At 71.2% G+C, this 25,854-nt stretch carries 30 protein-coding genes and 2 pseudogenes; 10 read left to right on the top strand and 22 right to left on the bottom strand.

Translation table 11 applies throughout. The features are described 5' to 3' along the window. The first annotated feature begins 63 nt into the window (after positions 1-63). Both ACFC1X_RS25460 and ACFC1X_RS25455 read left to right on the top strand, forming a co-directional pair. Positions 64-819: an XRE family transcriptional regulator gene (locus ACFC1X_RS25460; protein ID WP_376357268.1), complete on the top strand. Its 756-nt coding sequence runs from the start codon at positions 64-66 to the stop codon at positions 817-819. Beyond that, positions 806-1,273: an NUDIX domain-containing protein gene (locus ACFC1X_RS25455; RefSeq protein ID WP_376357266.1), complete on the top strand. Its 468-nt coding sequence runs from the start codon at positions 806-808 to the stop codon at positions 1,271-1,273. The genes ACFC1X_RS25460 and ACFC1X_RS25455 overlap by 14 nt, the downstream gene beginning before the upstream one ends. 30 nt (positions 1,274-1,303) lie before the next feature. On the opposite strand, the pseudogene ACFC1X_RS25450 reads toward ACFC1X_RS25455, so the two are convergent. Together ACFC1X_RS25450 and ACFC1X_RS25445 are read right to left on the bottom strand one after the other, a co-directional pair. After that, positions 1,304-1,898, bottom strand: a pseudogene (locus ACFC1X_RS25450) (XRE family transcriptional regulator); the annotation flags it as partial. A gap of 141 nt (positions 1,899-2,039) precedes the next feature. Then, on the bottom strand, positions 2,040-3,644 hold the full coding sequence (locus ACFC1X_RS25445) for an FAD-binding oxidoreductase (RefSeq protein WP_376357264.1): 1,605 nt from the start codon (positions 3,642-3,644) through the stop codon (positions 2,040-2,042). Positions 3,645-3,718: 74 nt separating this feature from the next. Between ACFC1X_RS25445 and ACFC1X_RS25440 the strand changes: the two genes are divergently transcribed. Next, positions 3,719-4,357 (top strand): TetR/AcrR family transcriptional regulator, encoded by a 639-nt coding sequence (locus ACFC1X_RS25440; protein WP_376357263.1) that lies wholly within the window; start codon positions 3,719-3,721, stop codon positions 4,355-4,357. Between the two features lie 187 nt (positions 4,358-4,544). Here ACFC1X_RS25440 and ACFC1X_RS25435 read toward each other — a convergent pair whose 3' ends face one another. From ACFC1X_RS25435 to ACFC1X_RS25425, 3 genes are all read right to left on the bottom strand, one after another. After that, positions 4,545-5,198, bottom strand: a complete 654-nt coding sequence (locus ACFC1X_RS25435; RefSeq protein WP_376357261.1) for a class I SAM-dependent methyltransferase — start codon at positions 5,196-5,198, stop codon at positions 4,545-4,547. Positions 5,199-5,268: 70 nt separating this feature from the next. Further along, positions 5,269-5,766, bottom strand: a complete 498-nt coding sequence (locus tag ACFC1X_RS25430; protein ID WP_376357260.1) for a hypothetical protein — start codon at positions 5,764-5,766, stop codon at positions 5,269-5,271. A 131-nt stretch (positions 5,767-5,897) separates the two neighbouring features. Continuing rightward, positions 5,898-6,299, bottom strand: a complete 402-nt coding sequence (locus ACFC1X_RS25425; protein ID WP_376357258.1) for a DUF6415 family natural product biosynthesis protein — start codon at positions 6,297-6,299, stop codon at positions 5,898-5,900. A 228-nt stretch (positions 6,300-6,527) separates the two neighbouring features. On the opposite strand from ACFC1X_RS25425, the gene ACFC1X_RS25420 reads away from it, so the two are divergent. The 6 genes from ACFC1X_RS25420 to ACFC1X_RS25395 all read left to right on the top strand — a co-directional run bounded on the left by ACFC1X_RS25420 (position 6,528) and on the right by ACFC1X_RS25395 (position 11,134). Next, positions 6,528-6,791, top strand: a complete 264-nt coding sequence (locus ACFC1X_RS25420; protein WP_376357256.1) for a hypothetical protein — start codon at positions 6,528-6,530, stop codon at positions 6,789-6,791. Then, positions 6,760-7,290, top strand: coding sequence for a DUF6879 family protein (locus ACFC1X_RS25415; RefSeq protein ID WP_376357254.1), 531 nt, complete (start codon positions 6,760-6,762; stop codon positions 7,288-7,290). Before ACFC1X_RS25420 ends, ACFC1X_RS25415 begins: the two co-directional genes overlap by 32 nt. A gap of 25 nt (positions 7,291-7,315) precedes the next feature. Further along, the gene (locus ACFC1X_RS25410; RefSeq protein WP_376357252.1) at positions 7,316-8,170 is read left to right on the top strand and encodes a helix-turn-helix domain-containing protein; all 855 of its coding nucleotides are present in this window, start codon (positions 7,316-7,318) and stop codon (positions 8,168-8,170) included. Positions 8,171-8,313: 143 nt separating this feature from the next. Continuing rightward, complete coding sequence (locus ACFC1X_RS25405) at positions 8,314-8,658, top strand: deoxyxylulose-5-phosphate synthase (protein ID WP_376357250.1); 345 nt, start codon at positions 8,314-8,316, stop codon at positions 8,656-8,658. A 493-nt stretch (positions 8,659-9,151) separates the two neighbouring features. Beyond that, positions 9,152-9,718: a Uma2 family endonuclease gene (locus ACFC1X_RS25400; RefSeq protein ID WP_376357248.1), complete on the top strand. Its 567-nt coding sequence runs from the start codon at positions 9,152-9,154 to the stop codon at positions 9,716-9,718. 192 nt (positions 9,719-9,910) lie between these two features. Further along, positions 9,911-11,134, top strand: a complete 1,224-nt coding sequence (locus ACFC1X_RS25395; protein WP_376357246.1) for a hypothetical protein — start codon at positions 9,911-9,913, stop codon at positions 11,132-11,134. Positions 11,135-11,140: 6 nt separating this feature from the next. Here ACFC1X_RS25395 and ACFC1X_RS25390 read toward each other — a convergent pair whose 3' ends face one another. The 5 genes from ACFC1X_RS25390 to ACFC1X_RS25370 form a co-directional block, all read right to left on the bottom strand. Further along, positions 11,141-12,283, bottom strand: coding sequence for an NAD(P)/FAD-dependent oxidoreductase (locus ACFC1X_RS25390; protein ID WP_376357244.1), 1,143 nt, complete (start codon positions 12,281-12,283; stop codon positions 11,141-11,143). Next, a complete protein-coding gene (locus ACFC1X_RS25385) occupies positions 12,280-12,522 on the bottom strand; it encodes a helix-turn-helix transcriptional regulator (protein WP_234957194.1) in 243 nt (80 codons plus the stop codon). Before ACFC1X_RS25385 ends, ACFC1X_RS25390 begins: the two co-directional genes overlap by 4 nt. Next, the gene (locus tag ACFC1X_RS25380; protein ID WP_376357242.1) at positions 12,522-13,013 is read right to left on the bottom strand and encodes a DUF2975 domain-containing protein; all 492 of its coding nucleotides are present in this window, start codon (positions 13,011-13,013) and stop codon (positions 12,522-12,524) included. The genes ACFC1X_RS25385 and ACFC1X_RS25380 overlap by 1 nt, the downstream gene beginning before the upstream one ends. Before the next feature lie 81 nt (positions 13,014-13,094). After that, complete coding sequence (locus tag ACFC1X_RS25375; RefSeq protein WP_376357240.1) at positions 13,095-13,568, bottom strand: hypothetical protein; 474 nt, start codon at positions 13,566-13,568, stop codon at positions 13,095-13,097. Positions 13,569-13,622: 54 nt separating this feature from the next. Continuing rightward, positions 13,623-14,021, bottom strand: a complete 399-nt coding sequence (locus ACFC1X_RS25370) for a DUF3592 domain-containing protein (protein WP_376357238.1) — start codon at positions 14,019-14,021, stop codon at positions 13,623-13,625. Positions 14,022-14,238: 217 nt separating this feature from the next. Between ACFC1X_RS25370 and ACFC1X_RS25365 the strand changes: the two genes are divergently transcribed. Next, complete coding sequence (locus ACFC1X_RS25365; RefSeq protein WP_376357236.1) at positions 14,239-14,394, top strand: hypothetical protein; 156 nt, start codon at positions 14,239-14,241, stop codon at positions 14,392-14,394. Positions 14,395-14,486: 92 nt separating this feature from the next. Here the strand turns inward: ACFC1X_RS25365 and lysA are convergent, their stop codons facing one another. The 12 genes and pseudogenes from lysA to ACFC1X_RS25305 form a co-directional block, all read right to left on the bottom strand. Continuing rightward, on the bottom strand, positions 14,487-15,821 hold the full coding sequence (gene lysA, locus ACFC1X_RS25360; protein ID WP_376357234.1) for a diaminopimelate decarboxylase: 1,335 nt from the start codon (positions 15,819-15,821) through the stop codon (positions 14,487-14,489). Positions 15,822-15,836: 15 nt separating this feature from the next. Continuing rightward, positions 15,837-16,178, bottom strand: a complete 342-nt coding sequence (locus ACFC1X_RS25355; protein WP_376357233.1) for an SAV_915 family protein — start codon at positions 16,176-16,178, stop codon at positions 15,837-15,839. A gap of 214 nt (positions 16,179-16,392) precedes the next feature. Next, positions 16,393-16,569, bottom strand: a complete 177-nt coding sequence (locus ACFC1X_RS25350; protein ID WP_376357231.1) for a hypothetical protein — start codon at positions 16,567-16,569, stop codon at positions 16,393-16,395. A gap of 8 nt (positions 16,570-16,577) precedes the next feature. Next, on the bottom strand, positions 16,578-17,258 hold the full coding sequence (locus ACFC1X_RS25345; protein WP_376357230.1) for a response regulator: 681 nt from the start codon (positions 17,256-17,258) through the stop codon (positions 16,578-16,580). An 89-nt stretch (positions 17,259-17,347) separates the two neighbouring features. Then, the gene (locus ACFC1X_RS25340; protein WP_376357228.1) at positions 17,348-18,019 is read right to left on the bottom strand and encodes a potassium-transporting ATPase subunit C; all 672 of its coding nucleotides are present in this window, start codon (positions 18,017-18,019) and stop codon (positions 17,348-17,350) included. A gap of 5 nt (positions 18,020-18,024) precedes the next feature. Beyond that, positions 18,025-20,124, bottom strand: coding sequence for a potassium-transporting ATPase subunit KdpB (gene kdpB / locus ACFC1X_RS25335; protein WP_376357328.1), 2,100 nt, complete (start codon positions 20,122-20,124; stop codon positions 18,025-18,027). 134 nt (positions 20,125-20,258) lie between these two features. Beyond that, positions 20,259-21,938: a potassium-transporting ATPase subunit KdpA gene (kdpA, locus tag ACFC1X_RS25330; protein ID WP_376357226.1), complete on the bottom strand. Its 1,680-nt coding sequence runs from the start codon at positions 21,936-21,938 to the stop codon at positions 20,259-20,261. 7 nt (positions 21,939-21,945) lie between these two features. Then, positions 21,946-22,035: a K(+)-transporting ATPase subunit F gene (kdpF, locus tag ACFC1X_RS25325; protein ID WP_018536030.1), complete on the bottom strand. Its 90-nt coding sequence runs from the start codon at positions 22,033-22,035 to the stop codon at positions 21,946-21,948. Positions 22,036-22,282: 247 nt separating this feature from the next. Next, a complete protein-coding gene (locus ACFC1X_RS25320) occupies positions 22,283-22,651 on the bottom strand; it encodes a hypothetical protein (protein ID WP_376357335.1) in 369 nt (122 codons plus the stop codon). Positions 22,652-23,345: 694 nt separating this feature from the next. Continuing rightward, positions 23,346-23,834: pseudogene (locus tag ACFC1X_RS25315) on the bottom strand (hypothetical protein); the annotation flags it as partial. Positions 23,835-24,009: 175 nt separating this feature from the next. Beyond that, entirely contained in the window at positions 24,010-24,798 is a 789-nt protein-coding gene (locus ACFC1X_RS25310; RefSeq protein WP_376357223.1) for an ABC transporter permease, read from the bottom strand. Then, the gene (locus tag ACFC1X_RS25305; RefSeq protein ID WP_376357222.1) at positions 24,795-25,808 is read right to left on the bottom strand and encodes an ATP-binding cassette domain-containing protein; all 1,014 of its coding nucleotides are present in this window, start codon (positions 25,806-25,808) and stop codon (positions 24,795-24,797) included. The genes ACFC1X_RS25310 and ACFC1X_RS25305 overlap by 4 nt, the downstream gene beginning before the upstream one ends. Positions 25,809-25,854 lie beyond the last annotated feature (46 nt).

Genomic DNA, 25,854 nt, shown 5'->3' with positions numbered 1-25,854 from the left:
GGGGCCGTTCGGGACCAATTGGGAATACCGTGTGAAGCGTGCCGAACGTCCCAGGGGGTACCGATGAACGAGCCACTGCGCCGGGCCATGGCTCAAGCCCGGATCAGCGACAGCCAGTTAGCCGAGCGGTGTGGTGTCGACACCAAGACGGTCAGCCGGTGGATCACGCAGACGGGACGCGTGCCGCACTCCAGACACCGATGGGCCGTCAGCGAAGCCCTCGGGGAGGACGAATCAGTGCTGTGGCCAGCCGCTACAAAGAAGCTCGTCAAGGCGGGGCCAGATCGCGAGGTGGCGGAAGTCTTCCCCTACCGGTCGGCGTGCCCAGCCTCACTCTGGCGGTCGCTGATCACCAAGGCTGAACGGGAGCTGACGTTCGCCGGGTACACCAACTACTTCCTGTGGCTTGAGCAGGCACGCTTCGGGACGGCGCTGCGACGCAAGGCGTCCGCCGGCTGTCGGGTGCGTTTCCTGCTCGGCGATCCGGACAGCGAACTGACCAGAACACGGGAACAGGAAGAAGACGTGGCCCTGTCGCTGTCCACGCGCATTCGCGTCACGCTCACGGAGCTGGAGAAGCTCAAAGGCCACGACATCCACGCCCGCTTCTCCAGCGGCCACGCCTACCTGAGCGTCTTCCGCTTCGACGACGACATGATCGTCACGCCGCTGCTGACACACAGTGTGGGCCACGACGCCCCGACGCTTCACCTGCGACGGCACCAGGACGACGGTGTGTTCGACCGGTTCGCCGCGCACGTCGAGGGACTGTGGTCCCGCGGAACGCCAGTGTGGGAGGGGCCCGATGGGCCGGCGTGACTACGAGGACGACCCCCAGGCACCGCAGGCCAACAGCCTGGTGCCCGCCGCCTCGGCGGTCGTCACCGACGACGCCGGCCGCATCCTGCTCCAGCGGCGTGTCGACAACGGCATGTGGGCCCTGCCCGGCGGAGCGATGAACATCGGCGAGTCCTTGCCTGAGTGCGCCGTCCGGGAGACCCGAGAGGAAACTGGCCTCGATGTCGCGGTGGTCGGGATCGTCGGCACATACTCGAACCCCCGGCACGTCTTCGCCTATGACGACGGAGAGGTACGCCAGGAGTTCTCCATTTGCTTCCTGGCCCGGCCCGTCGGGGGGCAGTTGGCCGTGTCCAGCGAGTCCACGGAAGTCAGATGGTTCGATCCGTCCGCGGTTGACGATCTGCCCATGGTCAGCGGAGTCCGCAAGCGGGTGGACGACTGGCGCTCTGGTGCGATGCCCGCCCTCGGCTGACCCCTGAACGACCCTGGCCCACCGGCTTCTCTATGCGGCCAGGACGCCGACCTTCAGTGCCAGTTCCGACGCGCGCCGACGGCGGCCCGCCTGCTTGGACTCGACTTCCTCAAGGATGATCCTGCGCGCGTATCCGTTGTACGCGATCGTCTCGGGTGCCGAGCGATGCGCCTTCTCCAACGTCGCGATGGCCACGTCCGGTTGCCCGTCCAGCTGGTAGCCGCGGGCCTCCTCGATGCTGTGCCGGGCCCGGCGCGGCCGGGACGGGATGGTCACCTCATCCGCGCGGACGGCTTGCCGCACGGACTCGCCGCCTTGGCGCAGTTCCACCGCGATTGTCACGGCGCGGGCACCCATGATGGCCTGCGAGAACGACGTCACCGGGTGGTAGTAGTCCGTGGCCAGCCGCCCTGCCATCTCCCGGGCCTTGTCCCATTGTCGCCACGCCGTCCCCGTCTCGCGCCGACGACGGCTGTGTAGCCAGCTCGAACTCCAGCGCGCCGGCGATGCCGAGGACATCGTCACTGGCGTCCGGCAACAGCGGTTCGAGGAAGCGCACCGCCTCAAGGTTGACGGCGTCGGCCGCCTCGAACTGCCGGGGGCCGGCGTCACGGTGCGCCTGCGCGAGACCACTTCACTCAGCTGGACCGGAGGAGAAGCCCGCGTGCGGCTTGAGGACATCGCCACCCGTGTCTCGCCGTCGGAGGACGCGGCGTGGGAGAGCCGTTGTGGCAGTTCCCGCCGCCCGCCCGATTGCCGCCGTCTGTCAGTCGAGCAGGACCCCGGGATTGAGGATGCGGTGGGGGTCCAGGGCGTCCTTGGCGGCGTGCAGTGCCTGCGCGAAGGGCTCCGGGCGCTGGAGGTCGTAGCCGGGGCGGTGGTCACGGCCGACGGCGTGGTGGTGGGTGATGGTGGCGCGGTGGCGGTGCAGGACGTCGGTCGCGGCGGCCTTGATGTCGTCCCAGACCTCGACCTCGTCGCCCGGCCGGCCGGCGACCGCCACGGTGAAGTAGGGGGCGGCGCCGTCGGGGTAGACGTGGGTGAGGCGGCAGTTGATGGTGGCCGGGTGGCCTGTGGCCTTCGAGGCGGCGGCGCCGACCTCGTTGCGGACGGCGTCGATCAGGGCGGGAATCGTGTCCCAGGTGGCGGCGGTCTCGAAGGTCTCGACGACGGCCCCCATGCGGGCCAGGCCGTCGCGCAGGTAGGGCATGCGCAGAAACGCTGAGCGCCAGGCGCCCACGGCCGCGTCTGCCGGGGCGTCGTGGTCCGCCGCAGCCGCCCCGCCGCGACCACCGTGGGCGCGGGCCAGGTCCACGGCGGCCGCGAGGCGGTCGTCGACCGGGGCGGTGGCGGACTCGAAGCCCAGGACCAGGACGGCGGAGCCGTCGTGGGAGACGCCGGACAGTAGCGCCTCGCCGGGGTCGAGCAGGCGGCAGTTGGCCGGGGCGAGGTCGGACTGGGCGATGGCCCGCACCGCGTCCAGTGCGCGGTGCAGGTCGGCGAAGGCCACGGACGCGGAGGCTTTGTGGCGGGGGCGCTCCTGCAGGCGCATCCATGCCTCGGTGATGACGCCGAGCGTGCCCTCGGATCCGAGGAAGAGCCGGTCGGGCGATGGTCCGGCGCCGGATGCGGGCAGTCGCCAGGACGTGCTGATCCCGGCGGGCGTGACCACGTGCAGGGACTGCACGAAGTCGTCGATGTGGGTGTGGAGGGTGGCGTAGTGGCCGCCGGCCCGGGTGGCCAGCCAGCCGCCGAGGGTGGAGAACTCGAAGCTCTGTGGGAAGTGGCGCAGGGTCAGGCCGTGGGGCCGCAACTGGGCCTCCAGCACAGGACCCAGGGCCCCGGCCTGGATGCGGGCCGAGCGGCTTGCGGTGTCGATCTCCAGGACGCGATCCATCGAGGTCAGGTCGAGCGAGAGCACCGCGTGGTGGGTGTCGCCGCGGTACTCCACGCCACCGACCACCGAGGAGCCGCCCCCGAAGGGAATGACCGCCACGCCGTGCTCGCCGGCCCAGTCCAGCAGGTCGGCCACATCCTGGTCGGTGGTCGGCTGGGCGACGAGGTCGGGGATCCGGCCGGGCCGGCCGTGCAGGGCCCGGATGACGTCGCGGTACGCCTTGCCCATCGCGTGGGCGGCGCGTGCCTGCGGGTCGGCCGTGATCAGGTGCGTCAGCGAAGGCGGGGGCATCGCGGCGGGCCGGCCGATGGGCAGGTCGGTGACCCGGGGGATCGGCAGCGGGCGGGCCGGGGTGCCCGGCAGCAGGGCCCCCATGGCGACGCATTCGGCGTCGTCGGGGTGGGCGTCGGCATAGCCCCAGCCCCACCAGGACCGGGTGTGGGGGGTGTGGGGGTCAGTCGCGGTGGCCGGCATGGGCGCGCTCCAGCGGGGTCCAGGGAAGAGGAATTTACCCATCGGTAAATTACCCTAGGGTAAGATCTGGTTCCATGACAACGCTCTCCTCCAGGGCCGGCACCAAGGGTGTACCGAGGGCCGCACGCGAACGACAGGTCCTGGCCGCTGCCACTGAGGAGTTCGGCCGCCACGGCTACGAGGCCACCACCCTGGCCGCCATCGCCACCCGCGTCGGCGTCACGAAACCACTCGTGCACCAGTACTTCGGCAGCAAGCAGGACCTCTACCTCGCCTGCCTCAACCCGGTCGGCGACCGGCTGCTGGGCGCCATCCGCGCCGCGATGGCCGAACATGACGCCGACGCACCGCCCACTCCCCTGCGCGTGCTGCACGCCCTGTTCACCGCACTCGACGGGCAGCGCGAGGCATGGTTCGTCCTCTACGACCCTTCACTGCCGCCCGGCAGCGACGCCGCCCACCGCGCGGCCCACTACCGCGACGCCATCGACGACCTCGCCGCGACCGGCACCGCCGACCTCCTGCACGCCGCCGGAACCAGCGACCCGCTCGACGCCGACGCCCTGAAGCACGCATGGCGCGGTCTGTGCACCGCCCTGGTCCGCTGGTGGATCAACCGCCCCGACCAGTCCCCCGCGGCCATGACTCGGCGCTGTGCACGGCTCTTGGGAGCCGCCCACACCATCCTCACCAACGGCGACTACAGCGCGTGAGCCGGACCGACACCTCACGCGCTTATTGTCAGAACTCGACATCTCGTGAACAGAGCCAGCCGACACACGGATCGCCGACCACCGCCGGGCAACCAGCGAACGCCTCCGAGCCGAACGCCTCCGGCAGAACCTCGCCCAGGGCGAACAGGGCGACATGTGGCTGGCCGCTGGCCTCAGTCGCCAGATCTCAGGCGTGGGCTCGAACAATGAGCGTGCCGATGTGTCCGGCCTCCGGCGCCTCCACCACGCGGGCCTCCGCGGTGGTGAAACCGGCCCGGAGAAGATGCCGCTGCCACACCGCGGGCTTGTAGCTGTACCGGTAGGTGAACATCGCCTTCCCTGCGAAGCCGCCCTTGTACATGCCCTGCGGCCCGTAGGCGCCGGGGATCGCGGGCGGCTGGGAGAAGACGAATACCCCTCCTGGGGACAGGCGTTGACGGACCAGAGGAAAGAGACGGGATGGTTCGGTGAACCAGGCCGCGCCGAAGATGGAGTACACCGCGTCGTAGCGGGCGTCGTCCGTGGCGAGCCAGTCGAGGACCTCTGACTGCTTGATGTGGACGCCGAGTTGCGCCCACCGCTCGCCCGCCAGTTGGGCCATGCGGGGGGACAGGTCCACTCCGGTCGCCTTCACGCCCTGCTGCGCGAGGTGGGCGAGGGCGCGGCCGGTGCCGCAACCGATCTCCAGCACCGATGCCGGGGAGCCGAGGAGTTCGGGGCCCGGTCCATGGCCGGCGTACTGCGTCCAGCAGAACCCCGGCTTGGCCTCGGCGTCGAACGCGCTCTTGGCGTAGGCGTCCCAGAGTTCGGTCTCGGCGGCGATGTCGTGGGGTACGGGCACGCTGCTTCCTCTGGTGGTCGGGACCCCTGCCCTCGGAGAGCCGCGAGGGCAGGGGCTGACTGTAGTGCGCTCAGTGGCTGTCGGGGACCTTGCTGTCGCACGGTGAGCAGTCCGCGCCGTCGATGGCCCACAGTTCCTCGTCGATGGCCCAGCCCTGGGACTTGAGGAAGTCACCGGTGCGCAGGCACAGGCCGTCGCTGCGCCGCTCGATGAACGGGGCGTGGTGCTTGAAGCGGCCGCCGTTGTACAGACGGCAGATGCCCCACCAGACGGGGGTGTCGAGGATGAGCTGGTGGACGCCGATGTCGACGAGCTTGCCGACGCCGAGGTGCACGTCCGGATTCTCGATCGAGCCCATGACGTACATGGCGGCGTTGCCCAGGATGCGCTCGGCCATGTCGCGGACCATGGTGTGGTCGCGCAGGAGCAGGGCGATCTCGCGATCCCACAGGGGCAGGCCGGAGTCGAAGATGTTGACGGTGAGTTCGCTGATGTGGGGGGCGACCGCGTTGAGGATTTCCTGCGGGTCCCGTGTACGGGTGGTGGAAGGTGCCAACGCGACGGTCACGTCGTCCTCCTGGTGGGGTCGGCCGCGTCCGGGTGGAGGCGGCTGGGCCCGCCAGCTCCCCGAGGTGCCGGAGCGCGGGGGCTGGCGGGGGACTGAAGTACAGCCCGGGGAGGGCTGCTGGATTGAGGTGCTCAGGCGTCCGGTTGACGCGGGTGCAGGACATCGTGGTGGTCGCACAGGGCGACCAGGACGCGGGCGAGTCGGCGGGCGTGGCCGGCCTCTCCGCCGTAGCGGCGGGACGGTTCGGCGCGCAGCTTGCCGCGGGCCTCGCCGACGCACGCGAGCGCGCAGTACCGGGGGATGCTCGTCGAGGGCAGCTGCTCAGCGGCATGTTCCACCTCCGGGATCAGCAGTTCGAGGTGTCCTCGCAGTGCGCTGGTGAGGACGGGCAGGTCCAGGTCGGCTACCGGCAGGGCTTCCGGCGCCTGGTCCGGTCCGAGCAGGAGGCTGGTGGTCTCGCGCATCACCGTGGTGTCGAGCGGTGCCGAGAGCTGTTCCTCGGCGGTTGTCTGCGGGCCGGTGGCGTGTCTCATGTCGACGTTCCTTCGCAGCATCGCCCACCCCCGGGAGGGAGCCGCCTCGCCGGGATCTGTCGTCCGGCCCGACGCTAGGAGTGGGATATGCGGCGGTGCCAGCGATGTGCAGATCTGTGCACACATTCACGCGTTCGGGTTGAGTGACCGTTGCCATCCCTTGACCGAAGCGCGCAGGCGCGCGACCGTTGTGCACAGTCCTGCACACAGCATGCGCCGGAGGCAGCCATGTCATTACGGTTCATCGGCATCGACCCGAACACCGGGGACGAGGAGAGTCCGACCGTCTGGGTCGACGAGGAGAAGAAGGAACTCGTGCTGCAGGGGTGGAAGCCCGACGAGGCGACCGCAGCCGAGTGCGCCGCCTTCACGGTGCCCGGCCACGCCGTCGGCATCCCCGAGCATGAAGCCGTGGTCCGTATCCCCGCCAGGATGGTTGCGATGATCAGGGAGGCATGCGATGCGGTCGAACGTGCCGGCCGCGTTCACTGATCTGCTGGCCGCCGCCACCCGCTCCGCGGTCCACCTCGAAATGCGGGACAGCTACGCCGTCGACTACGAGGCCGGCCCCTTCGCCGACTGGCACCGAGGATTCCGTCACGATCCCGGCGACCGCGCCTCCTGGTGGCGGCCGTGGCTGGACCTGGTGCAGGAGACCACCGCCCGCGGTGTCGTCGTGCGCCGGGCCCGCATCATCTCCGAACCGGCAAGCGAGTACAGCCACTACCTGTACGACACGACCTTCACGAATGTGGCCGCCGGCGAACACGTGAGCTGGCTGCCACGCCGCGAGGCGTCGGACATCGCCCTGCCCGGCAACGACTTCTGGCTGTTCGACGACCAGCTGGTGAGGTGGAACCACTTCAGCGGCGACGGGCGCAGCCTCGGCGGGGAAGTCACCGACGACCCGGCCTCCGCCAAGCTGTGTGCGGCGGCCTTCGAAAACGTGTGGGCCCGATCCACACCGCACGACCAGTACACGATCACCTGACAGCACGCACCGGACAGGCCAGCTCATGCCCATCTCCCCGTCCTCCTCGGCGCAGGCCGCACGCCAAGTCGTGGCCCAGCGACTGCGCGACATGCGCCGGAGCGCGGGGCTGACGATCACTGAGCTGGCCGACCGGTGCGGCTGGCACCACGCCAAGACTTCACGGATCGAGAACTCGCACACCGCACCCAACGCCACGGACATCCGCCTGTGGTGCCAGGCCTGCGACGCCCTGGACCAGGTCGACGACCTCATCTCCCAGTCCCTGCACGCCGAGTCCATGTACACCGAGTGGCGCACCCAGGTACGCGAAGGCCTCGCCGCACTCCAGGGCCGCGAGCCCCGCCTCTTCCGGGACACCCGCCACTTCCGCGTCTACTCCGCCTCCCTGGTCCCCGGCCTGCTGCAGACCGAGGGCTACGCCGCCGGCGTCCTCGGCATCAGCGCCCGCTTCAGGGACGTCCCTGTCGACGACAGCGCCGCGGCCGCACGCGCTCGGGTCGACCGCTCCCAGATCATCCACCGGGCCGGGCGCACCTTCGTGTTCGTCGTCGAAGAGGCAGCGCTCCGCTACCAGGTGTGCGAACCGGAGGCGATGGCCGCGCAGCTCGGCCACCTCCTCACCGCCGGCGCGCTGCCGCAGGTCTCCCTCGGGATCATCCCCATGGCCGTGCCCTCGCGGGTGCAGTGGCCGCGCGAGACCTTCCACATGTACGACGACCGGCTCGTCTCCGTCGAGCTGGTCTCGGCACGGGTGCGTATCACCCAGCCCTCCGAAGTCAGCCTGTACTCCGAGGCATTCGAGGAGCTGCGCGGCATGGCCGTCTACGGCTCCGACGCCCGTGCCCTGGTCCTGCGCGCGATCGAGGCCTTGCACTGAGACGGGCATGACGCAGCGAGAGGGGCGGCCGGTCTTCACGGGCGCTGCCGCGAGGCGATCGCCGCCCCGCCGGTGCTGCAGAGACTGCCCAGCATGCCGGAAACCTGTCGAGCCCGGCCCTGTGGCCGCTCTACCCTTCCCGCATGGCCCATGGAAAGACCTCGTACGTTTGCCTGCCCTGCCGGGCCTCGTACAAGCAGCCCTACCCCGGCTACTACGACCACGACCGGGTCTGTCCACGCTGCGCCGAACCACTGATCCACGTCGGCTCCGCTTTCGCGGCGCCCAAGAAGCGGGACGCCGCTGCCTGGCGCACCCTCTCCGTGCTGCTGCACGCCGGCGTGCGCTTCCACAAGAGCTGCTGCGGCGGCCCCGGCTACCGCCCGCGCACCCTCAGCGAGGTACGCGAGCGGATGGCCTACGCCCGGGCCACCGGAGAACCATTCGCTCAGGCATTGGTCCGCCCCGACCTGCCCGACCTGCCTTAGCCCCTCGTATGCATGGGCGCTCCGCAACTCCGCCGAGGCGACCCCTGCTGACATCACGCCTTGGGCACATGTCGCGCTGCGGAATCCTCAGCATGAGTACATCGGCCGGCGTGCTCGGGGACAGAGGCCGCCGAGGCCCTGTTGCGGACGCACGGCGAAGCCGGCTACCTGGAGCAGTGGGTAGAGCACCCGTTCCCCGGCTCCCGTACCGTGGCGCACAGCAACAACCCCGCGCGACCGTCGGGCCAGCAGACGACGACACCAGGGGCGGGCGTAGATCGAACTCCTGGAACGGGTGTCGCAGGTTCGAATCCTGCGACGGGGCAGGATGCATTACCGCTCTGAACTGGGATTTCTTCCCCAGGGAGGCTCCAATTCCGCCTCGGATCCACTGCCGGGGGCCGTTTGCGTGAGCAGCGTGCCGGACGGATGGCAGACAGTACGCTGAGTCCAGTGGGATCGGGTCCGCAGCACAGTGTCCGGGAGGTGCTTCATGACGGCCGAGATGGTGGCCCCGGCGTGGATGCATGAGCAGATCACGGCGGAGGAGTACGAGTCCTGGTCCGAGGAGCAGTGCGCTGGGATCGAGATCGTGGACGGGATGGTCGTCGTGAGTCCGAGTGCGTCCAAGCGGCACAACCGGCTGGCCCGAATTCTGGCCAACGCCCTGGATGCCGCCGCGGGCCCGGAGTGGAACGCCGACACCGACTTCGACGTCCGGCTTCAGGACGTCCCGCTCACCAATCGCCGCCCGGACGTCATCGTGTACCGCGCGGATACGATCGACATCATCCCCACCCGCCCTGAGCACGTGCTGCTGGTCGCGGAAGTGGTGTCGCCAGGCTCGGAGACCACCGACCGGATCGTGAAGGTCGACCAATACGCCAAGGCAGGCATCGACTTCTATTGGCGGATCGAGCAGGCCGCCACAGGCGTGCCTCTCGTGTACACCTATGTGCTCGACCCCGCGACCAAGACCTACAGGGACGGAGACGTGTTCACCGCTGTCGTCAAGGTAGCGGCCCCCTTCCCGGTGGAAATCGACCTCGGCCAGGTCTGACTCAAGCCCTCCTCGGCAGTCGGCAGTCGGCAGGACGGGTGCAGCCCTTGGGTGCGCTCACGGCTCGGGCAAACCGCCGCCCCGCACAAGGTGTCCGTTCGGCCCGCAACCCTGGCCGGTCGGACGACGCGGAGTCGGGAAGGGTCGGGCTAGCGTCCTGTACGCCAGGTGACTCCACGGAGGGAAGGCCCGATGGACCAGCGCACGTCCGACCGTAGCGGCGACGCGAGTACCGAGTTCGAGAGGGACGTCGTCAGTCTGATGCTGGAGGCCGTACGCACGGTCGCCAAGCAGGGACGCGACGACGTCGGTACGGAGAGCCTGCTCAGCGCGCTCGTGGCGGGCGACGAAGCCGCGGGGTCCGCGATAGCGCCCGGGATGAGGGCCGCCGGGACGCTCGGCGGGTCGATCGCGAGCCGGGGGACCTCGGTGTGGGTCAGCGGGGATGAGGGGGACGGGAGGGTGGGCAGTCCGGATGACGAGCGGGAGGTCGACGCCCTCTGGCGGGAGGTCCGGCAGGAGGAGGCCCGCAGGCTGCGCTGGAAGAGGCGGAAGGAGGACGTGGCGCCGGGTGGGATCGAACTGCCGCCGATGACCGGTGCGTTGCGGACCTGTCTGCGCCTGGCGCTGGAGGCCGCACGTGCGGAGGGCACCCTTTCCGTTCGCGTCCGCCATGTGGCGCGCGCCTTGGTCGAGCTGCCCGACACGCGGGCCCGCGAGGCCATGGTCGTGGAGAAGCTGGACGTCTCCGCCGCCTCCGCCGCGCTCGACGAGCTGAAGGGGAAGGACGAGGCGCCTGAGCCCGGCACCGTACTGATGCTGCGCAAGGCGGGGACCTTCGGGAAGAGCGGTAATCCGCTGACGCGGAAGTTCACCGCCTGGATCTTCGGGGGTGGCGCGGGCTTCGGCTCCGCGGTCGTGGGCGTGGTGCGCTCGGAGGCCCGGCGGGGCGCGGTACGGCGCGGGGCTCCGGAGCTTGAGCCCGTCGACGTGCTTCTCGGCATCCTGGCCCTGGAGCGGTCGTTGACGGTCGCGGGACGTGAGCTGCCCGAGCAGCTCGCGGGAGCGAACCGAGGGGCGGAACTTCTGCGTCGGCACGGCGTACGGCAGGCCGCTGTCGCCCGCGTGCTGCTCCCCACCACCGGAGTCGCGGAGGGCGAGCCCCCGGAGGTCGACGCCACCGCCGACTTCGACCGGCGGCTCCTGCACGTCACCCAGCTCACCGCCTCCGCGAACGGCTCGCCCACCGTCGGCACGACCCATCTGCTGGCCGCGCTGCTGGACGAGGCCGGGACGGACGCCGAGTCCGTGGCGGAGATCGAGCGGGTGCTGACCGAGAGCGGCGCCGACCTCGCGGGACTGCGAGCGGAACCCGAGCTGCGGGTCCCCCGAGGAGGGGCGGAAACCGGCGCCTGAGCCTCGTCAGGGCGCCGCAGGCGTCGGAAAAGACCTGTCGCCGAAGAGGACCCTGCCGGCCACCGACCTGCCGAAGCGACTCCGGAGGAGAGGAAACGCCGCCGCCGCTGCCGTCGGCGTCCGGAGTTGGGACAGTGCCCTGCGGAGCATCAGGCGGCCGCGGAAGTCGGTGCGCAGGGCTGCTCCGTCGTAGGTGCGGAGCGTCTGCCGGTCCGCCGTGCGCAGTGCCGTGTCCAGGACCGTGGCCGCGTGCTCCGACAGGCGGAGGCACGGGTCCAGGCCGCCCGCCGTGAGCGGGGAGACCGCGCCGGCCGCGTCGCCCACGAGGAGGCCGTCCGGGCAGCTGATCCGGCGGAGGACGCCGCCGACGGGGATCGGGCCGCCGCGTCGCTCCACCGCGTCGGGGCGGGTTACGCCGGTCAGGCCGGGGGCCGCGGCACTGAAGTGTTCCATGGTGCGGCGGAGGCCGTGGGGGAAGCGGTCGGCGTAGCCCGCGACGCCGACGTGGGCGTGCCGGCCGTCGTTTACCACCCAGGCCAGGTAGCCGGGGGCGTAGGACGGGTCCAGCACGCAGTGGAACGTCGGTGGCTCGTCGCCGGTTTCGGACAGGGCGAAGACTTCCTCCGCGCCGACCAGCAGGTGGTGGTTGCGGTCGAGGCCCAGGTCGTGGGCGACGCGTGAGCGGGCGCCGTCGGCTCCTACGACGAAGCGGGCCCGGAGTGTCGTGGGGCCCTCGCGTCCGGCGAGGTGGAAGGTGTCGCGCCCTCGGCCGAGGTAACGGGTGCCGAGCGCGATGCGTACGCCGGACGCCGCCGCGGCCTCGGCCGCCCGCGTGTAGAGCGGGCCCATGTCGCCCACGCGGTACTCGTCACGTCCGCTGACCAGGCCGACCGGGCGGCGCAGGTTCGGGGGGTAGAGCAGGACGCGCCGGATCGGTGGGCCGAGGCAGTCGGGCGGGAGCGGGAAGTCGTCGAGTGTCTTGCGGACGAAGATGCCGGTGGTGCGGATCGTGGAGGCGGGACTGGCGCGGCGTTCGGCCAGTACTACGTCGTGGCCCTGGCGAGCGAGGAGTGTGGCCGTGTGCAGGCCGGCCAGGCCCGCCCCGACCACCAGGACGTCGGCCTCGGCCGTGGCTCCTAGGTGGTTCATCGGGGCTGGTCGGGGACGGTCGCGTCCACCCGGTCGTCGGCCTCCCAGCGGAGCAGGTCTCCCGGCTGGCAGTCGAGAGCTTCGCAGAGCGCGTCGAGCGTCGAGAGGCGCACCGCCTTGGCGCGGCCGTTCTTGAGGACCGCCAGGTTGGCGGGGGTGATCCCCACGCGGTCGGCCAGCTCGCCCACGGCCATCTTGCGTCGGGCCAGCATCACGTCGATGTCGACGACGATGGCCATCAGATCACCCCGTTGAGCTCGGCCTGCATCTGCGACGCCTCGGCATCGCGTGCGACCGCCTGGGCGAGCAGCACCCGCATCACCAGTACGACGAGCGCGACCCCGAAGGCCGCGAGGGCGACGCCGCAGAGAAGGAGCACGACGCCCGGCGCCACCGCCTCGCCCGGCGCGAGTACGACGCCGAGCGCGCAGACGAGCACCCCGGCGGCGGCGAACGCGCCCATCACGACGTGCACGTAACGGAAGGCGGCGTGGGAGAACACCGTGCCCCTGCGCACCATGGTCACCAGACGCCATGTGCTCAGCAGGACGGCCTCCACCGTCATGACGCCCAGGACCACGATCACGACGATCGGCACGCGCCGGGCCGCCAGGTCACCGCCGTCCAGGTCGGCGGCCAGCAGGGCCGCCATCACCGTCTGGACGAACACCGACCCGGCGAGCAGCGCCGCGAGTACGGCGCGCAGCGCGAGCACGGTCAGCCTTCCCATCACCACTCCTTCCATCGAATCACGATGTGAATCTATCGTGTTTCGATAGATGGCGGCAACAGGTGGCCCACCGCTGCCGCGTCACTGCTCGCCGACGGGCGGCTGCCGCGCGAGGAACTCCTCGAACGCCGCCTTCTGTACGGGGTCCATGAAGCCCTGGCGGACATTGCGGGACTGCTCCTCCAGCCAGTGCGCCTCCTCGGGAGGCAGCAGTTCGGCGACGACCACGCCCGCGCGAGCGACCGCCGTACGGCTCCCCACGCGACGGCGGAAGAGGGTGAACGGGCCGAACTCCTCCGGGTGCGCCAGCTCCGGACCCTCGCCTCCCGCCTCACCCTCGTTCGGGGCCTCGTGCCTCGGATACGCGGCGGGGGCCCAGTGCTCCCAGAGCGCCAGCGTCGCCGCGGGCACCAGTACAGCGCGCTCCGTGTCGCGACCGCCCTCCCACATGAAGGTGACCGTGACCGGCTCGCCGACCGCCTCGGCCAGCCCGAGCACGCGCTCCATCTCGTCGTTGATCGGATAGCCCGCCACCACGTCCACCTGAATACCCATGGCCCGGAGGCTAGTTGCCGCCACTGACAGAGGCCGGGCCCCGGAGGGGACGCCTCAACGGCCGCCGAGCAGCATCCAGATCGCCACCGCGATGAACAACCCGCCCGCCCCCAGCGGGAGTACGAGGCTCTCGACCCGCTTCCCGGCGAGGTCCACGCGTGCCGTTCCCGGGGTGCCGGGGAGGTAGCGGACCGGGGTGCGGCCACCCACGGGGAGGTGCTTGACGCCGGAGGTTCTGGACCGGAACCGGTGGTGGCGGCCCTGAGCGTCGGTGAACTCGACCACCGCGGTGTAGGAGACACCCTCACCCCTCGGGCCGGTGCTCCGGCTGTGGTCGACCACCATGCCCTCGGCGAGCGTCCCCTCGCGGCGGAGGCGGTGCTGGACCACGGCCTCGTGGATTCCGGCGCCGATCGCGACGAGACCTGCCGCCAGCAGGAGCGTCACCCACATGTTGGCCTCCTTGTCCCGGCCCGGTCGCGATCCCGGGGCATGTGCCAGGGATAGGAGGGCAGACGGAGGGTGCAACGCTACACAACCTCACCGGTCGAGCACGGTGCCCCGGTACCGCACTCGGTTCGAGTATCGAGGCTGACGAAGCAAGCGACGCTACGGACCTTCCGTCAGGAGGCCCGAGCGCCTCGTGGAGACTCGACAGATCGGATTCGCAATGATTGTCATTGGGCTAATTCTGCTTCTCATCGGCCTGCTCGTCGGCATCGGGCTGCTGACCACGGTCGGCGGAATCCTCATCGTGGTCGGTGCGATCCTGTGGATTCTCGGGGCGACCGGACGGGCCGTGGGCGGCCGGAAGCACTATTTCTAGGCTTGGCATTTCCAGGCTTGGCACACGCCCCGACGGGGGCCGGGGTCGTCGCCCCGGCCCCCGTCGGCGTACCGCGTCGCGGACACCGCGCCTCACAGACCCACGTCGCGGCCCCTGATGTCCTCCAACGACTCCCGTCGGACCAGGAGCCGGGCGTGGCCGTCGCGTACCGCGGCGACCGGCGGGCGGCCCACGAGGTTGTAGGTCGAGGCCATGGAGAGGTGGTACGCGCCGGCCACGGGTACGGCGAGCAGGTCGCCGGGGTGTACGTCGCCGGGGAGCTCCACGTCGGCGGCGAGCACGTCGCCCGCCTCGCAGTGGCGGCCCACCACGGTCACCCTGGCCGGGGGCGCCGTGCTGTGGCGGCCGGCCAGGAGCGGGGCGTAGCGGACGCCGTACAGGGCCGGGCGGGGGTTGTCGCTCATGCCGCCGTCCACCGCCACGAAGACCTTGGCGCCGGTGCGTTTGACGGCCAGGACGCGGTAGAGGGCGATGCCCGCGGGGCCCGCGATGGCCCGGCCCGGTTCGATGATCAGGCGGGGGACGGGCAGACCGGCCGTGGCGCACGCGTCGGACAGTTCCGCGCGGACCCGGCGGGCCAGCGTCGTCAGGTCCAGGGCCTGCTCGCCGGGGCGGTAGGCGACGCCGTGGCCGCCGCCGAGGTCCAGTTCGGGCAGGACCAGGCCGTGCTGCTCGTGCAGCCGCATCATCAGGCCGACCATGCGGCGTACGGCGACCAGGTACGGCTTGACGCTGGTGATCTGGGAGCCCAGATGGCAGTGCAGGCCCGTGAGCCGCAGCTGCGGCTGGTCGAGTATGCGGGCGATGGCGTGCTGCGCGTAGCCGTCGGAGATCGACAGGCCGAACTTCTGGTCGTCCGTGCCGGTCCGGATCTTCTCGTGGCCGCCCGCGCCGATGCCGGGGATCACGCGGACCATCACCTTCTGGTGGCCGTCCGGGCCCACGGCGGCGGCCAGGCGCGCGATCTCCGACGGCGAGTCGATGACGATGCGGCCCACACCGAGGCGCAGGGCGGCGTCGAGGTCGCGCGGGGACTTGGCGTTGCCGTGCAGGACGATGCGCTCGGGCGGGAAGCCGGTGGTGGCGGCGAGTTCCAGTTCGCCGGCGGAGCAGACGTCCAGGCCGAGGCCCTCCTCGTCCATCCAGTGGGCCATGGCCCGGCACAGGAACGCCTTGGCGGTGTAGTGGATCTCGGCGTCGGGGAAGGCGTGCCGGTAGGTGCGGCAGCGTTCGCGGACCTCGGCCTCGTCGAGGACGTAGACCGGGGTGCCGAAGCGGTCGGCGAGCCGCGTGAGGGGGACGCCGCCCACGGAGAGGTCGCCGTGCGCGGGGTCGGTGGTGGACGCGGGCCAGACCGAGAGGTCGGCGCGGGCGGCGCGGGCCGCGGGTACGTGGACGGTGGTCATGCTGGGCAACCCCTCTCAGCCGGCCCGCAGTGCGGGGACGGGCGGCCGTACGGCGAAGGCGCCCGGCGCGGCTGCCGGGGCGGCGAACTGCGGGTCGAGCGTGACGGTGGTGACGCCGAGCGGCGCGGTCAGCGCGCGCAGTGCGGGCTCGGCGAGGCGGATCCAGGCCTGGCCGGGGCCGAGGGTGGCGACGAGCGTGCGCTCGGAGGTGAAGGCGACGGCCGTGCGGCGGCCCAGCGGCGTGCGGAAGAGCCGGGTGGTGCATCCGGAGGGGCCCGGCCGGACCGGGACGTACAGGGGTCCGGCCGGGAACCGTTCGGAGGGCTCGGGGTCCTCGCCGTACAGGGGGTGTGCCATGGGGTCCTCCCGGAGTCTGCGCCGTGCGCGGGGTGGGGTGGGTGGAGTGGAGTGATGTGGGGGGCGAGTGGTCTGGGCCCCGGACGCGGGGAGGCGGGCCGGGGCTCGTCATCGACGCTATGCCCGGTGGCCCCGCGTCCGGGGCGGTCCCTGACGGGACACTGACGGCGGCCCGGGCGATGTTGACGGGACGCTGACGCCGGCGGGATCCGTCTCAGGGCCGGTAGACCAACTCGACGAGCAGCGCCGCGATCAGCGTCCACGCGCCGATCCCGAGCAGCCACAACGCGTCGGTGAGGAGGCCGACGGCGAACACGGTCGCCGCGGCGAGCAGGAGGGCGTAGAAGAGGCGCTTCATGCCGCGGTCGCCGCCTGGGTGCGGGAACCTCATGGAATCGCTCACCCCTCGAAGCGGTAGCCCATCCCGGCCTCGGTGATGAGGTAGCGGGGGTGGGAGGGGTCGGTCTCGAGTTTGCGGCGCAGCTGGGCCATGTAGACCCGCAGGTAGTTGGTCTTGTTGCCGCGGGCCTCGCCCCAGACCTCGCGCAGCAGGTGCTTCTGGCTGATGAGGCGGCCGGGGTGGGTGACCAGGATCTCCAGCAGGTGCCATTCCGTCGGGGTGAGGCGGATGTCGTGGCCCGACCTGCGGACCTTCTTCGCGGTCAGGTCGACGGTGAAGTCCTCCGTGGTGACCAGCGTCGTCTCGGCGACGGGGTCCGTCTCGGTGCGGCGGACGGCGGCGCGCAGGCGGGCCAGGAGTTCGTCCATGCTGAAGGGCTTGGTGATGTAGTCGTCGGCGCCCGCGTCGAGCGCGGCGACCTTCTCGCCGGAGCCCCTGCGGGCCGAGAGCACCAGGATCGGTATACGGGTCCAGCCGCGCAGCGTCCTGATGACGTGGACGCCGTCCATGTCCGGCAGTCCGAGGTCGAGGACGACGACGTCCGGCCGGCGTGCCTGGGCCAGACGCAGGGCCGTGGTGCCGTCGGGTGCCGCGTCGACGCCGTAGCGGCGGGCCCGCATGTTGAGGACGAGTGCGCGGACGAGCTGGGGGTCGTCCTCCACGACCAGCACCCGGGTCATCGGGGTGCCCCTTTCCTGTCGTGCAGGGGGAGCCGACTGCCCGGGGAAGGTTCCGGGCGGCCGGCTCCGACGGCGTACGCGTAAGGCCATCAGCGGTCGGCCGCCGCGAGTTCCTTGAGGGCGATGTTGAGTTCGAGCACGTTCACCCGGGGCTCGCCCATGAAGCCGAGGGTGCGGCCCTCGGTGTGCTCGTCGACCAGCTTCCGGACGCGGTCGGCGGGCAGGCCGTTCTTCTCGGCGACGCGGTGGACCTGGAGGTCGGCGTACTTCGGGGAGATGGCCGGGTCCAGGCCGGAGCCGGAGGAGGTGACGGCGTCCGCGGGCACGTCCGAGGGATTGACCGGGTGGCCGGGCACGGAGTTGTCCTTGACGACGGCGGCCTTGGCGGCCTTGACCCACTGGACCAGCTCGGCGTTGTCGGCGGAGCGGTTGGTGGCGCCGGACAGGATGAGCTTGTACTGGGTGTTGACGCTGTTGCTGCCGAGGCCGTTCTGCGGGCGGCCCTGGAACCACTTGAGGTCGGGCTCCGGGGTCTCCTGGCCCTTCTTCAGCGGCAGGTTGTACGCCTGGCCGATCAGGGACGAGCCGACGACCTTGCCGTGCGACTCGATCTCGGAGCCGTTCGCCTTGCCGGCGAAGAGTCCCTGGGCGATGCCGGTGACGGCCAGCGGGTAGATGACGCCGGTGACGACGGTCAGCACGAGCAGGGCGCGCAGGCCCGCGCCGAGCAGCCGGGCGGTGTTGGTGAGGGAGGTGTTCATGGCGGTCAGCCGATCCCGGGGATGAGGGAGATGAGCAGGTCGATGGCCTTGATGCCGAGGAAGGGGGCGATCAGCCCGCCCAGGCCGTAGACGGCGAGGTTGCGGCGGAGCAGCCGGTCGGCGCTGACCGGCCGGTAGCGCACCCCCTTGAGGGCGAGCGGCACCAGCGCGACGATGACCAGCGCGTTGAAGACGACCGCGGACAGGATCGCGGAGTCCGGCGAGGACAGCTGCATGATGTTGAGCTTGTCGAGGCCCGGGTAGACGGCCGCGAAGAGCGCCGGGATGATCGCGAAGTACTTGGCGACGTCGTTGGCGATGGAGAACGTCGTCAGGGCGCCGCGGGTGATGAGGAGTTGCTTGCCGATCTCGACGATCTCGATGAGCTTGGTCGGGTTGGAGTCGAGGTCGACCATGTTGCCGGCCTCCTTGGCGGCCGACGTGCCCGTGTTCATCGCGACGCCGACGTCGGCCTGCGCGAGCGCGGGCGCGTCGTTGGTGCCGTCGCCGGTCATCGCGACCAGCTTTCCGCCGGCCTGCTCCCGCTTGATCAGGGCCATCTTGTCCTCGGGCGTGGCCTCCGCGAGGAAGTCGTCGACGCCCGCCTCGGCGGCGATCGCCTTGGCCGTCAGCGGGTTGTCGCCGGTGATCATGACGGTCTTGATGCCCATGCGCCGCAGTTCCTCGAACCGCTCCCGCATGCCCTGCTTGACCACGTCCTTGAGGTGGATCACCCCGAGGACGCGGGCGCCGTCGCCGTCCTCCACGGCGACCAGCAGCGGGGTGCCGCCCGCCGCGGAGATGCGGTCGGCGGCCTCGTCGGCGCCCTGGGCCACGGTGCCGCCGCGCTCGCGGACCCAGGCGGTGACCGAACCGGCCGCGCCCTTGCGGACCTTGCGGCCGTCGACGTCGACGCCGGACATCCGGGTCTGGGCGGTGAACTCGATCCACTCGGCGCCCACCAGCTCGCCCCGGTCGCGCTCGCGCAGCCCGTACCTCTCCTTGGCCAGGACGACGACGGAGCGGCCCTCGGGCGTCTCGTCGGCCAGCGAGGAGAGCTGGGCGGCGTCCGCCAGCCGGGCCTCGGTGGCGCCGCCGACCGGCACGAACTCGGCGGCCTGCCGGTTGCCGAGCGTGATGGTGCCGGTCTTGTCCAGCAGCAGGGTGGAGACGTCGCCGGCCGCTTCGACCGCGCGGCCGGACATCGCGAGCACGTTGCGCTGCACGAGCCGGTCCATGCCCGCGATGCCGATCGCGGAGAGCAGGGCGCCGATGGTGGTCGGGATGAGGCAGACCAGCAGCGCCACCAGCACGACCATCGTCAGGTCGGTGCCCGCGTAGTCGGCGAGGGGCGGCAGGGTGGCGCAGGCCAGCAGGAAGACGACGGTCAGCGAGGCCAGCAGGATGTTCAGCGCGATCTCGTTCGGCGTCCTCTGCCGGGCCGCGCCCTCCACCAGGTTGATCATCCGGTCGATGAAGGTCTCCCCCGGCTTCGTCGTGATCCGGACGACGATCCGGTCGGAGAGCACCTTGGTGCCGCCGGTGACCGCGGACCGGTCGCCGCCGGACTCGCGGATGACGGGCGCGGACTCGCCGGTGATCGCCGACTCGTCGACGGAGGCGACGCCCTCGGCGACGTCGCCGTCACCGGGGATGACGTCACCGGCCTCGCAGACCACGAGGTCGCCGATCTTCAGCTCGGTGCCCGGCACGTGCTGCTCGCGCCCGTCCACCAGGCGGCGGGCGACGGTGTCGGTCTTGGCCTTGCGCAGGGTGTCGGCCTGCGCCTTGCCGCGGCCCTCGGCGACGGCCTCCGCGAGGTTGGCGAAGATGACGGTCAGCCAGAGCCAGGCGCTGATGGTCCAGCCGAACCAGTCGCCGGGGTCGGCGGAGGAGAACGCCGTGGTCAGCACGGAACCGACGAGGACGACGAACATGACGGGCGACTTCACCATCACGCGCGGGTCCAGCTTGCGGAAGGCGTCGGGCAGCGACCTGACGAGCTGCCCCGGGTCGAAGAGGCCCGCGCCGACGCGGCCTTCCTCCGGTTTGTGCCCGGTGGGCGCGTCGCTGTGCGGCGCCCTGGTCGGGGTGGCTGTGGACATGGCGTCCTCGTGCTTCTGGGTGTCGGTCTTCGGGGAGGTGTCGGACTTCTGGGTGGTGTCGGACTTCTGGGTGGTGTCGGACTTCTGGGTGGTGTCGGACTTCTGGGTGGTGCCGGTCGTCTGCGCGTCGGTGTTCATGCCGCCAGCCCTTCGGCGAGCGGGCCCAGGGCGAGCGCCGGGAAGTAGGTCAGACCGGTGATGATCAGGATGGCGCCGATGAGCAGGCCGGTGAACAGCGGCTTCTCGGTGCGCAGGGTGCCGGCGGAGGCGGGCACGGGCTTCTGCTGGACGAGGGAGCCCGCGAGCGCCAGGACGAACACCATCGGCAGGAAGCGGCCGAGCAGCATGGCGAGGCCCAGGGTGGTGTTGAACCACTGCGTGTCGGCGTTCAGACCGGCGAAGGCGGAGCCGTTGTTGTTCGAGGCCGACGTGTAGGCGTAGAGGATCTCGGAGAATCCGTGCGCCCCGCTGTTGGTCATCGAGTTGCCCGGGGTCGGCAGGGCCATGGCGGCGGCGGTGAAGACCAGGACCAGGGCGGGCGTGATGAGGATGTAGCAGGCGGCGAACTTGATCTCGCGGGTGCCGATCTTCTTGCCCAGGTACTCGGGGGTGCGGCCGACCATCAGACCGGCGATGAACACCGCGATGACCGCCATGATCAGCATGCCGTAGAGGCCGGAGCCGGTGCCGCCGGGCGCGATCTCGCCCAGCATCATGCCGAGCATGGTGATCCCGCCGCCCAGTCCGGTGAACGAGGAGTGGAAGGAGTCCACCGCGCCCGTGGAGGTGAGGGTGGTCGCCACCGCGAAGATCGACGAGCCGCCCACGCCGAAGCGCAGCTCCTTGCCCTCCATCGACGCGCCCGCGAGGTCCAGGGCCGGTCCGTGGTGGGCGAACTCGGTCCACATCATCAGGGCGGTGAAGCCGACCCAGATGGCGGCCATCGTGCCGAGGATCGCGTAGCCCTGGCGGACCGAGCCGACCATGAGGCCGAAGGTCCGGGTCAGCGAGAACGGGATGAGCAGGATCAGGAAGATCTCGAACAGGTTCGAGAAGGGCGTCGGGTTCTCGAAGGGGTGGGCGGAGTTGGCGTTGAAGTAGCCGCCGCCGTTGGTGCCCAGCTCCTTGATGGCCTCCTGGGAGGCGACCGCGCCGCCGTTCCACTGCTGGGGGTCGCCGAGGCTGTGTCCATTCAAGAATTGGCCGACCTCGTGGATGCCGGAGAAGTTCTGGATGACCCCGCAGGCGACCAGGACGACGGCGGCGACCGCGGCGATCGGCACCAGGACGCGGACGACACCGCGCACCAGGTCGGCCCAGAAGTTGCCCAGCTCACCGGTGCGGGACCGGGCGAAGCCGCGCACCAGGGCGACGGCGACGGCCATGCCGACGGCGGCGGAGACGAAGTTCTGCACGGCCAGCCCGGCGGTCTGCACGACGTGGCCCATGGCCTGTTCGCCGTAGTACGACTGCCAGTTGGTGTTGGTCACGAAGGACACGGCGGTGTTGAACGCCTGGTCCGGGTCGATGGCGGCGAAGCCGAGGGAGCCGGGGAGGACGCCCTGGAGCCGCTGGAGCAGGTAGAGGAAGAGGACGCCGGCGAGGGAGAAGGCGAGCACGCCGCGCAGGTACGCGGGCCAGCGCATCTCCCGGTCCGGGTCGGCACCGATGCCCTTGTAGATCCACTTCTCGACGCGCCAGTGCCGGTCGGAGGAGTAGACCCTGGCCATGTGGTTGCCGAGGGGTATGTAGGCGAGCGCCAGCGCGGCGATGAGGGCGAGCAGCTGGAGGACGCCGGCGAGGACGGGGCTCATGTGGTGCTCAGAACCTCTCCGGGTAGATCAGGGCGAGGACGAGGTAACCCAGGAGGGCGACGGCCACGATCAGGCCGACGATGTTCTCGGCGGTCACAGCTTCGTCACCCCCTTGGCGACGAGAGCCACGAGCGCGAACACCGCGATCGTGGTGACGACGAAGGCCACGTCGGCCATCGCAACTCCTAAGAGGTTCGGGCAGGGAACTGACAAGTCGAGGAAAGCTCCTTCTTGGCCGGATTCGGCCGCCGTTGATGGCTTCCATACGTCGACCCGAACGGCTTTGACGCTTCCCTGATGGCGGGCGGGCCCGGACGGTTTCCGGGGCCGTCGTGCGGGTGCCGTCAGGCCGGGCGGAACCGCAGCCGGCAGATCACCGCGTCGGTGTCGCGCCGCACGGCGTGCGCGACGACGGCACCCCGCTGGTTCTGGAGCAGGCGCTGCCACACCCGCTCCGGCTCGACCTCGGGGATGAGCACGGTGACCCGGATGCCCGGCTCGGCCGCCGCCCGGACGAGCACGATCGCCTCGGGGCCGTACCCCACCGACGCCATGGCGTCCAGCGACAGGGCGGCCAGCCCGGTGACGGCGGTCAGCCGGTGCCGTTCACCGGTTTCCGGCGGTTCCCAGGTTCTGTCCGTCTCCGGCCGCCGAAGCCGCTTCCTTGCGCGTTCTTCGCGCCGGACGGGCCTGCTTTGACGCTGCCCTGACACCGTTGTGGCGTACGTCACCGGGTCCCGCGTCAGGGGCGAGCAGCGGTTCCGTCAGGGAGGCGTCAGGAGGCGCTCGGGGCGGCGGCGCCGGTGCCTACCGTCAGCGGCATGGGACGCCGCGACGACGCGCGGGGGGGGCGGCGGGTTCGCGGCCGCCCGCCGGGACGGCATACGACGGACGCTGGGCCGAGGACCTGCGCGGCGCGGTTCGCTGCGCCGTGGCCCTGCTGGTCGCGCTGGAGCTGCTCGACCTGGCCGCGGGCACCGCCACCCCGGCCCGCTCCGCGCTGTGGGCCGCGCTAGCCCTCCTGCTGTTCGCGGTGGTCTGCCCGTGCCGGGTGACGGCGGGCCCGGGCCGGCTCGCCTCCCGCGGGCTGCTGCGCGAGCACCGGGTGCGCACCGACTTCCTGGTCTCCGTGTGCTGCGTGGACGGTGTCTCGCAGCGCCTGGTCCTGCGGGACGCCTTCGGCGGGCGGGTGGAACTGGACCCCGCGACGCTCGTCGCCAACCCGCGCCTGTGGTACCGGCTGGCCGAGGACGCCCGGCGCTCCGTGGCCTCGGGGTCACTGACCCGTGGCGGGACGGCACTGCACCGGCTCACGGAGCGCGTCGACCGCGCGACGGCCCGGGCGGTGTTCGAGGCGTCGGGGCTGGAGTGAGCCCGCCCCGCCTCCGCGGCCCGCCCGGCCTCCGCGGCCTGCCCGATCTCCGCGGCCCGCCCGGTGGCCGCGGGGTGGGTACGGCCGCGCGCGAAGACGACGAGGCGCAGTACGGCGAAGCGCGCGACGCCGGCGAGTGCGGAGGCGGACAGGTAGACGATCTGCTCCAGGACCGCGCCGGGCGCCGCCACCAGCTGGTGCAGGGCGAGCATCGCCGCGCAGGTCGCCGCGTACGCGGCCGCCGCTGATCCGGCGGACTGCGTGTGCTGGCGCCAGGTCGCGCGCCCGCCGGCGCCGAAGGTGAAGCGGGCGTGCAGCTCGGTGGCGAGGAGCGTCGAGACCACGGTGATCACGGCGTTGGCCAGGGCCCAGGGGAGCCGGGCGGCGAGGGCCGCCACGGCGACGCTGGAGGCCAGTCCCACCCCGCCGCCGCAGAGGACGAAGCGGGCGAAGGCGGCGAGGGCACCGGGCGCCTCCCGCGGCCGGCCGGGCGCTCTGTCCGCGGTCACCGTCACCGTTTCCATGGTCCGACCCCCCTGTAGATTCCGTGCACCTTGTTGGCACCACTATGGCACACACATGGTGCCATTGCGAGTCCTTTATGGCGTCGGCTGTGCCACCAGAAAGGCGGGGGGCCCCCCCCCCCGGGGGGGGGGGCCCCGCCGCCCTGGGACGGTGGAGCGGGGGGCCGCTCCGGTACTACCGCGGGTCGCGGTCGAAGACCGACTTCGACCAGAAGTAGCCGAGCACGGTGAGGGCCACGCACCAGACGAGGGCCAGCCACCCGTTGTGGCCGATCTCGGAGCCGAGCAGCAGGCCGCGCAGGGTCTCGATGGCCGGGGTGAAGGGCTGGTACTCGGCGATCGGCTGGAACCAGCCCGGCATCGCGTCGATCGGCACGAAGGTGCTGGAGATGAGCGGCAGGAAGATCAGCGGCAGCGCGTTGTTGCTGGCGGCCTCGGCGTTGGGGCTGATCAGGCCCATGCCGACGGCGATCCAGGTGAGGGCGACGGAGAAGACCACGATCAGTCCGAACGCGGCGAGCCACTCCAGGGCCGTGGCGTCGGTGGAGCGGAAGCCGATCGCGAGGGCGACGACACCGACGAAGACGACGCTGAGGATGGACTGGAGCACGCTGCCGATGACGTGCCCGACGAGGACCGAGCCGCGGTGGATCGCCATGGTGCGGAAGCGGGCGATGATGCCCTCGGTCATGTCGTTGGAGACGGAGACGGCCGTACCGATCGTGGTGCTGCCGATGGTCATCAGGATCAGCCCGGGGACGAGGTAGGCGACGTAGGCGTCGCGGTCCGCGCCGCCACCCATGCCCGCGCTCATCACGTCGCCGAAGATGTAGACGAAGAGCAGGAGCAGCATGACCGGGGTGAGCAGCAGGTTCAGGGTGAGAGACGGGTAGCGGCGGGCGTGCAGCAGGTTCCGCCGGAGCATGGTGGACGAGTCGCGCAGGGTGAGGGCGAGGGTGCTCATCGGACGGTCTCCTTGGACTGGTCGGCGGCGGCCTGGGCGGGGAGGGTGGTGGAGCCGGTGAGGGCGAAGAAGACGTCGTCGAGGTCGGGGGTGTGCACGGTCAGTTCGTCGGCCTCGATGCCGGCCGCGTCGAGCCGGTCCAGGACGGTGCGCAGTTCGCGCTGGCTGCCGTCGTTGGGGATCTGGAGGGTGAGCGCCTCGTCGTCGCGGGCGGCGTCGGCGAGGGCGGCGGTGGCGTCGCGGTAGGCGGCGGGGTCGGTGAAGCGGAGGCGGACGTGGCCGCCCGGGATGAGGCGCTTGAGCTCGTCGGCGCTGCCCTCGGCGGCGATCCGGCCGTCGTTGAGGACGGCGATGCGGTCGGCGAGTTCGTCGGCCTCCTCCAGGTACTGGGTGGTGAGGAAGACGGTGGTGCCGCCGTTGACGAGCTCGCGGATGATCCGCCACATGTTGTGCCGCGAGCGGGGGTCGAGGCCGGTGGTGGGCTCGTCGAGGAAGATGATGCGCGGGTTGCCCACCAGCGTCATGGCGATGTCGAGGCGGCGCTTCATGCCGCCGGAGTAGGTGGAGGCGGGCTTCTTCGCGGCCTCGACGAGGTCGAAGCGCTCCAGCAGTTCGGCGGCGACCCGCCGCCCCTCGGCCTTGGACAGGTGGTTCAGGTCCGCCATGAGGAGCATGTTCTCCTCGCCGGTGATCAGCCCGTCCACGGCGGAGAACTGGCCGGTGACACCGATCGCGGCGCGCACGGCCTGCGGGTCGGTGCCGAGGTCGTGGCCGCCGACCTGGGCCTGGCCGCCGTCGGCGGTGATCAGGGTGGACAGGATCTTGACGGCGGTGGTCTTGCCCGCCCCGTTCGGCCCGAGCAGCGCGAAGACCGACCCGGCCGGGATGCGCAGGTCGATGCCGTCCAGGACGACCTTGTCACCGAAGGACTTGCGCAGGCCGACGGCGGAGATCGCGGCGGGCGCGGGGCCGGCACCCTGGCCGGATGTGGGCATGACAGTTGAAGGCATGGGGCCCTCCCGTTCGGAGGCTGGAGTGACTGGGGACGAGAAGCGC

It is taken from the genome of Streptomyces sp. NPDC056128 (genome assembly GCF_042263835.1).
Taxonomy (GTDB): Bacteria; Actinomycetota; Actinomycetes; order Streptomycetales; family Streptomycetaceae; genus Streptomyces.
Note: the sequence above shows the minus strand (reverse complement) of the source record. Positions and strands in the feature narration are given on the sequence as shown.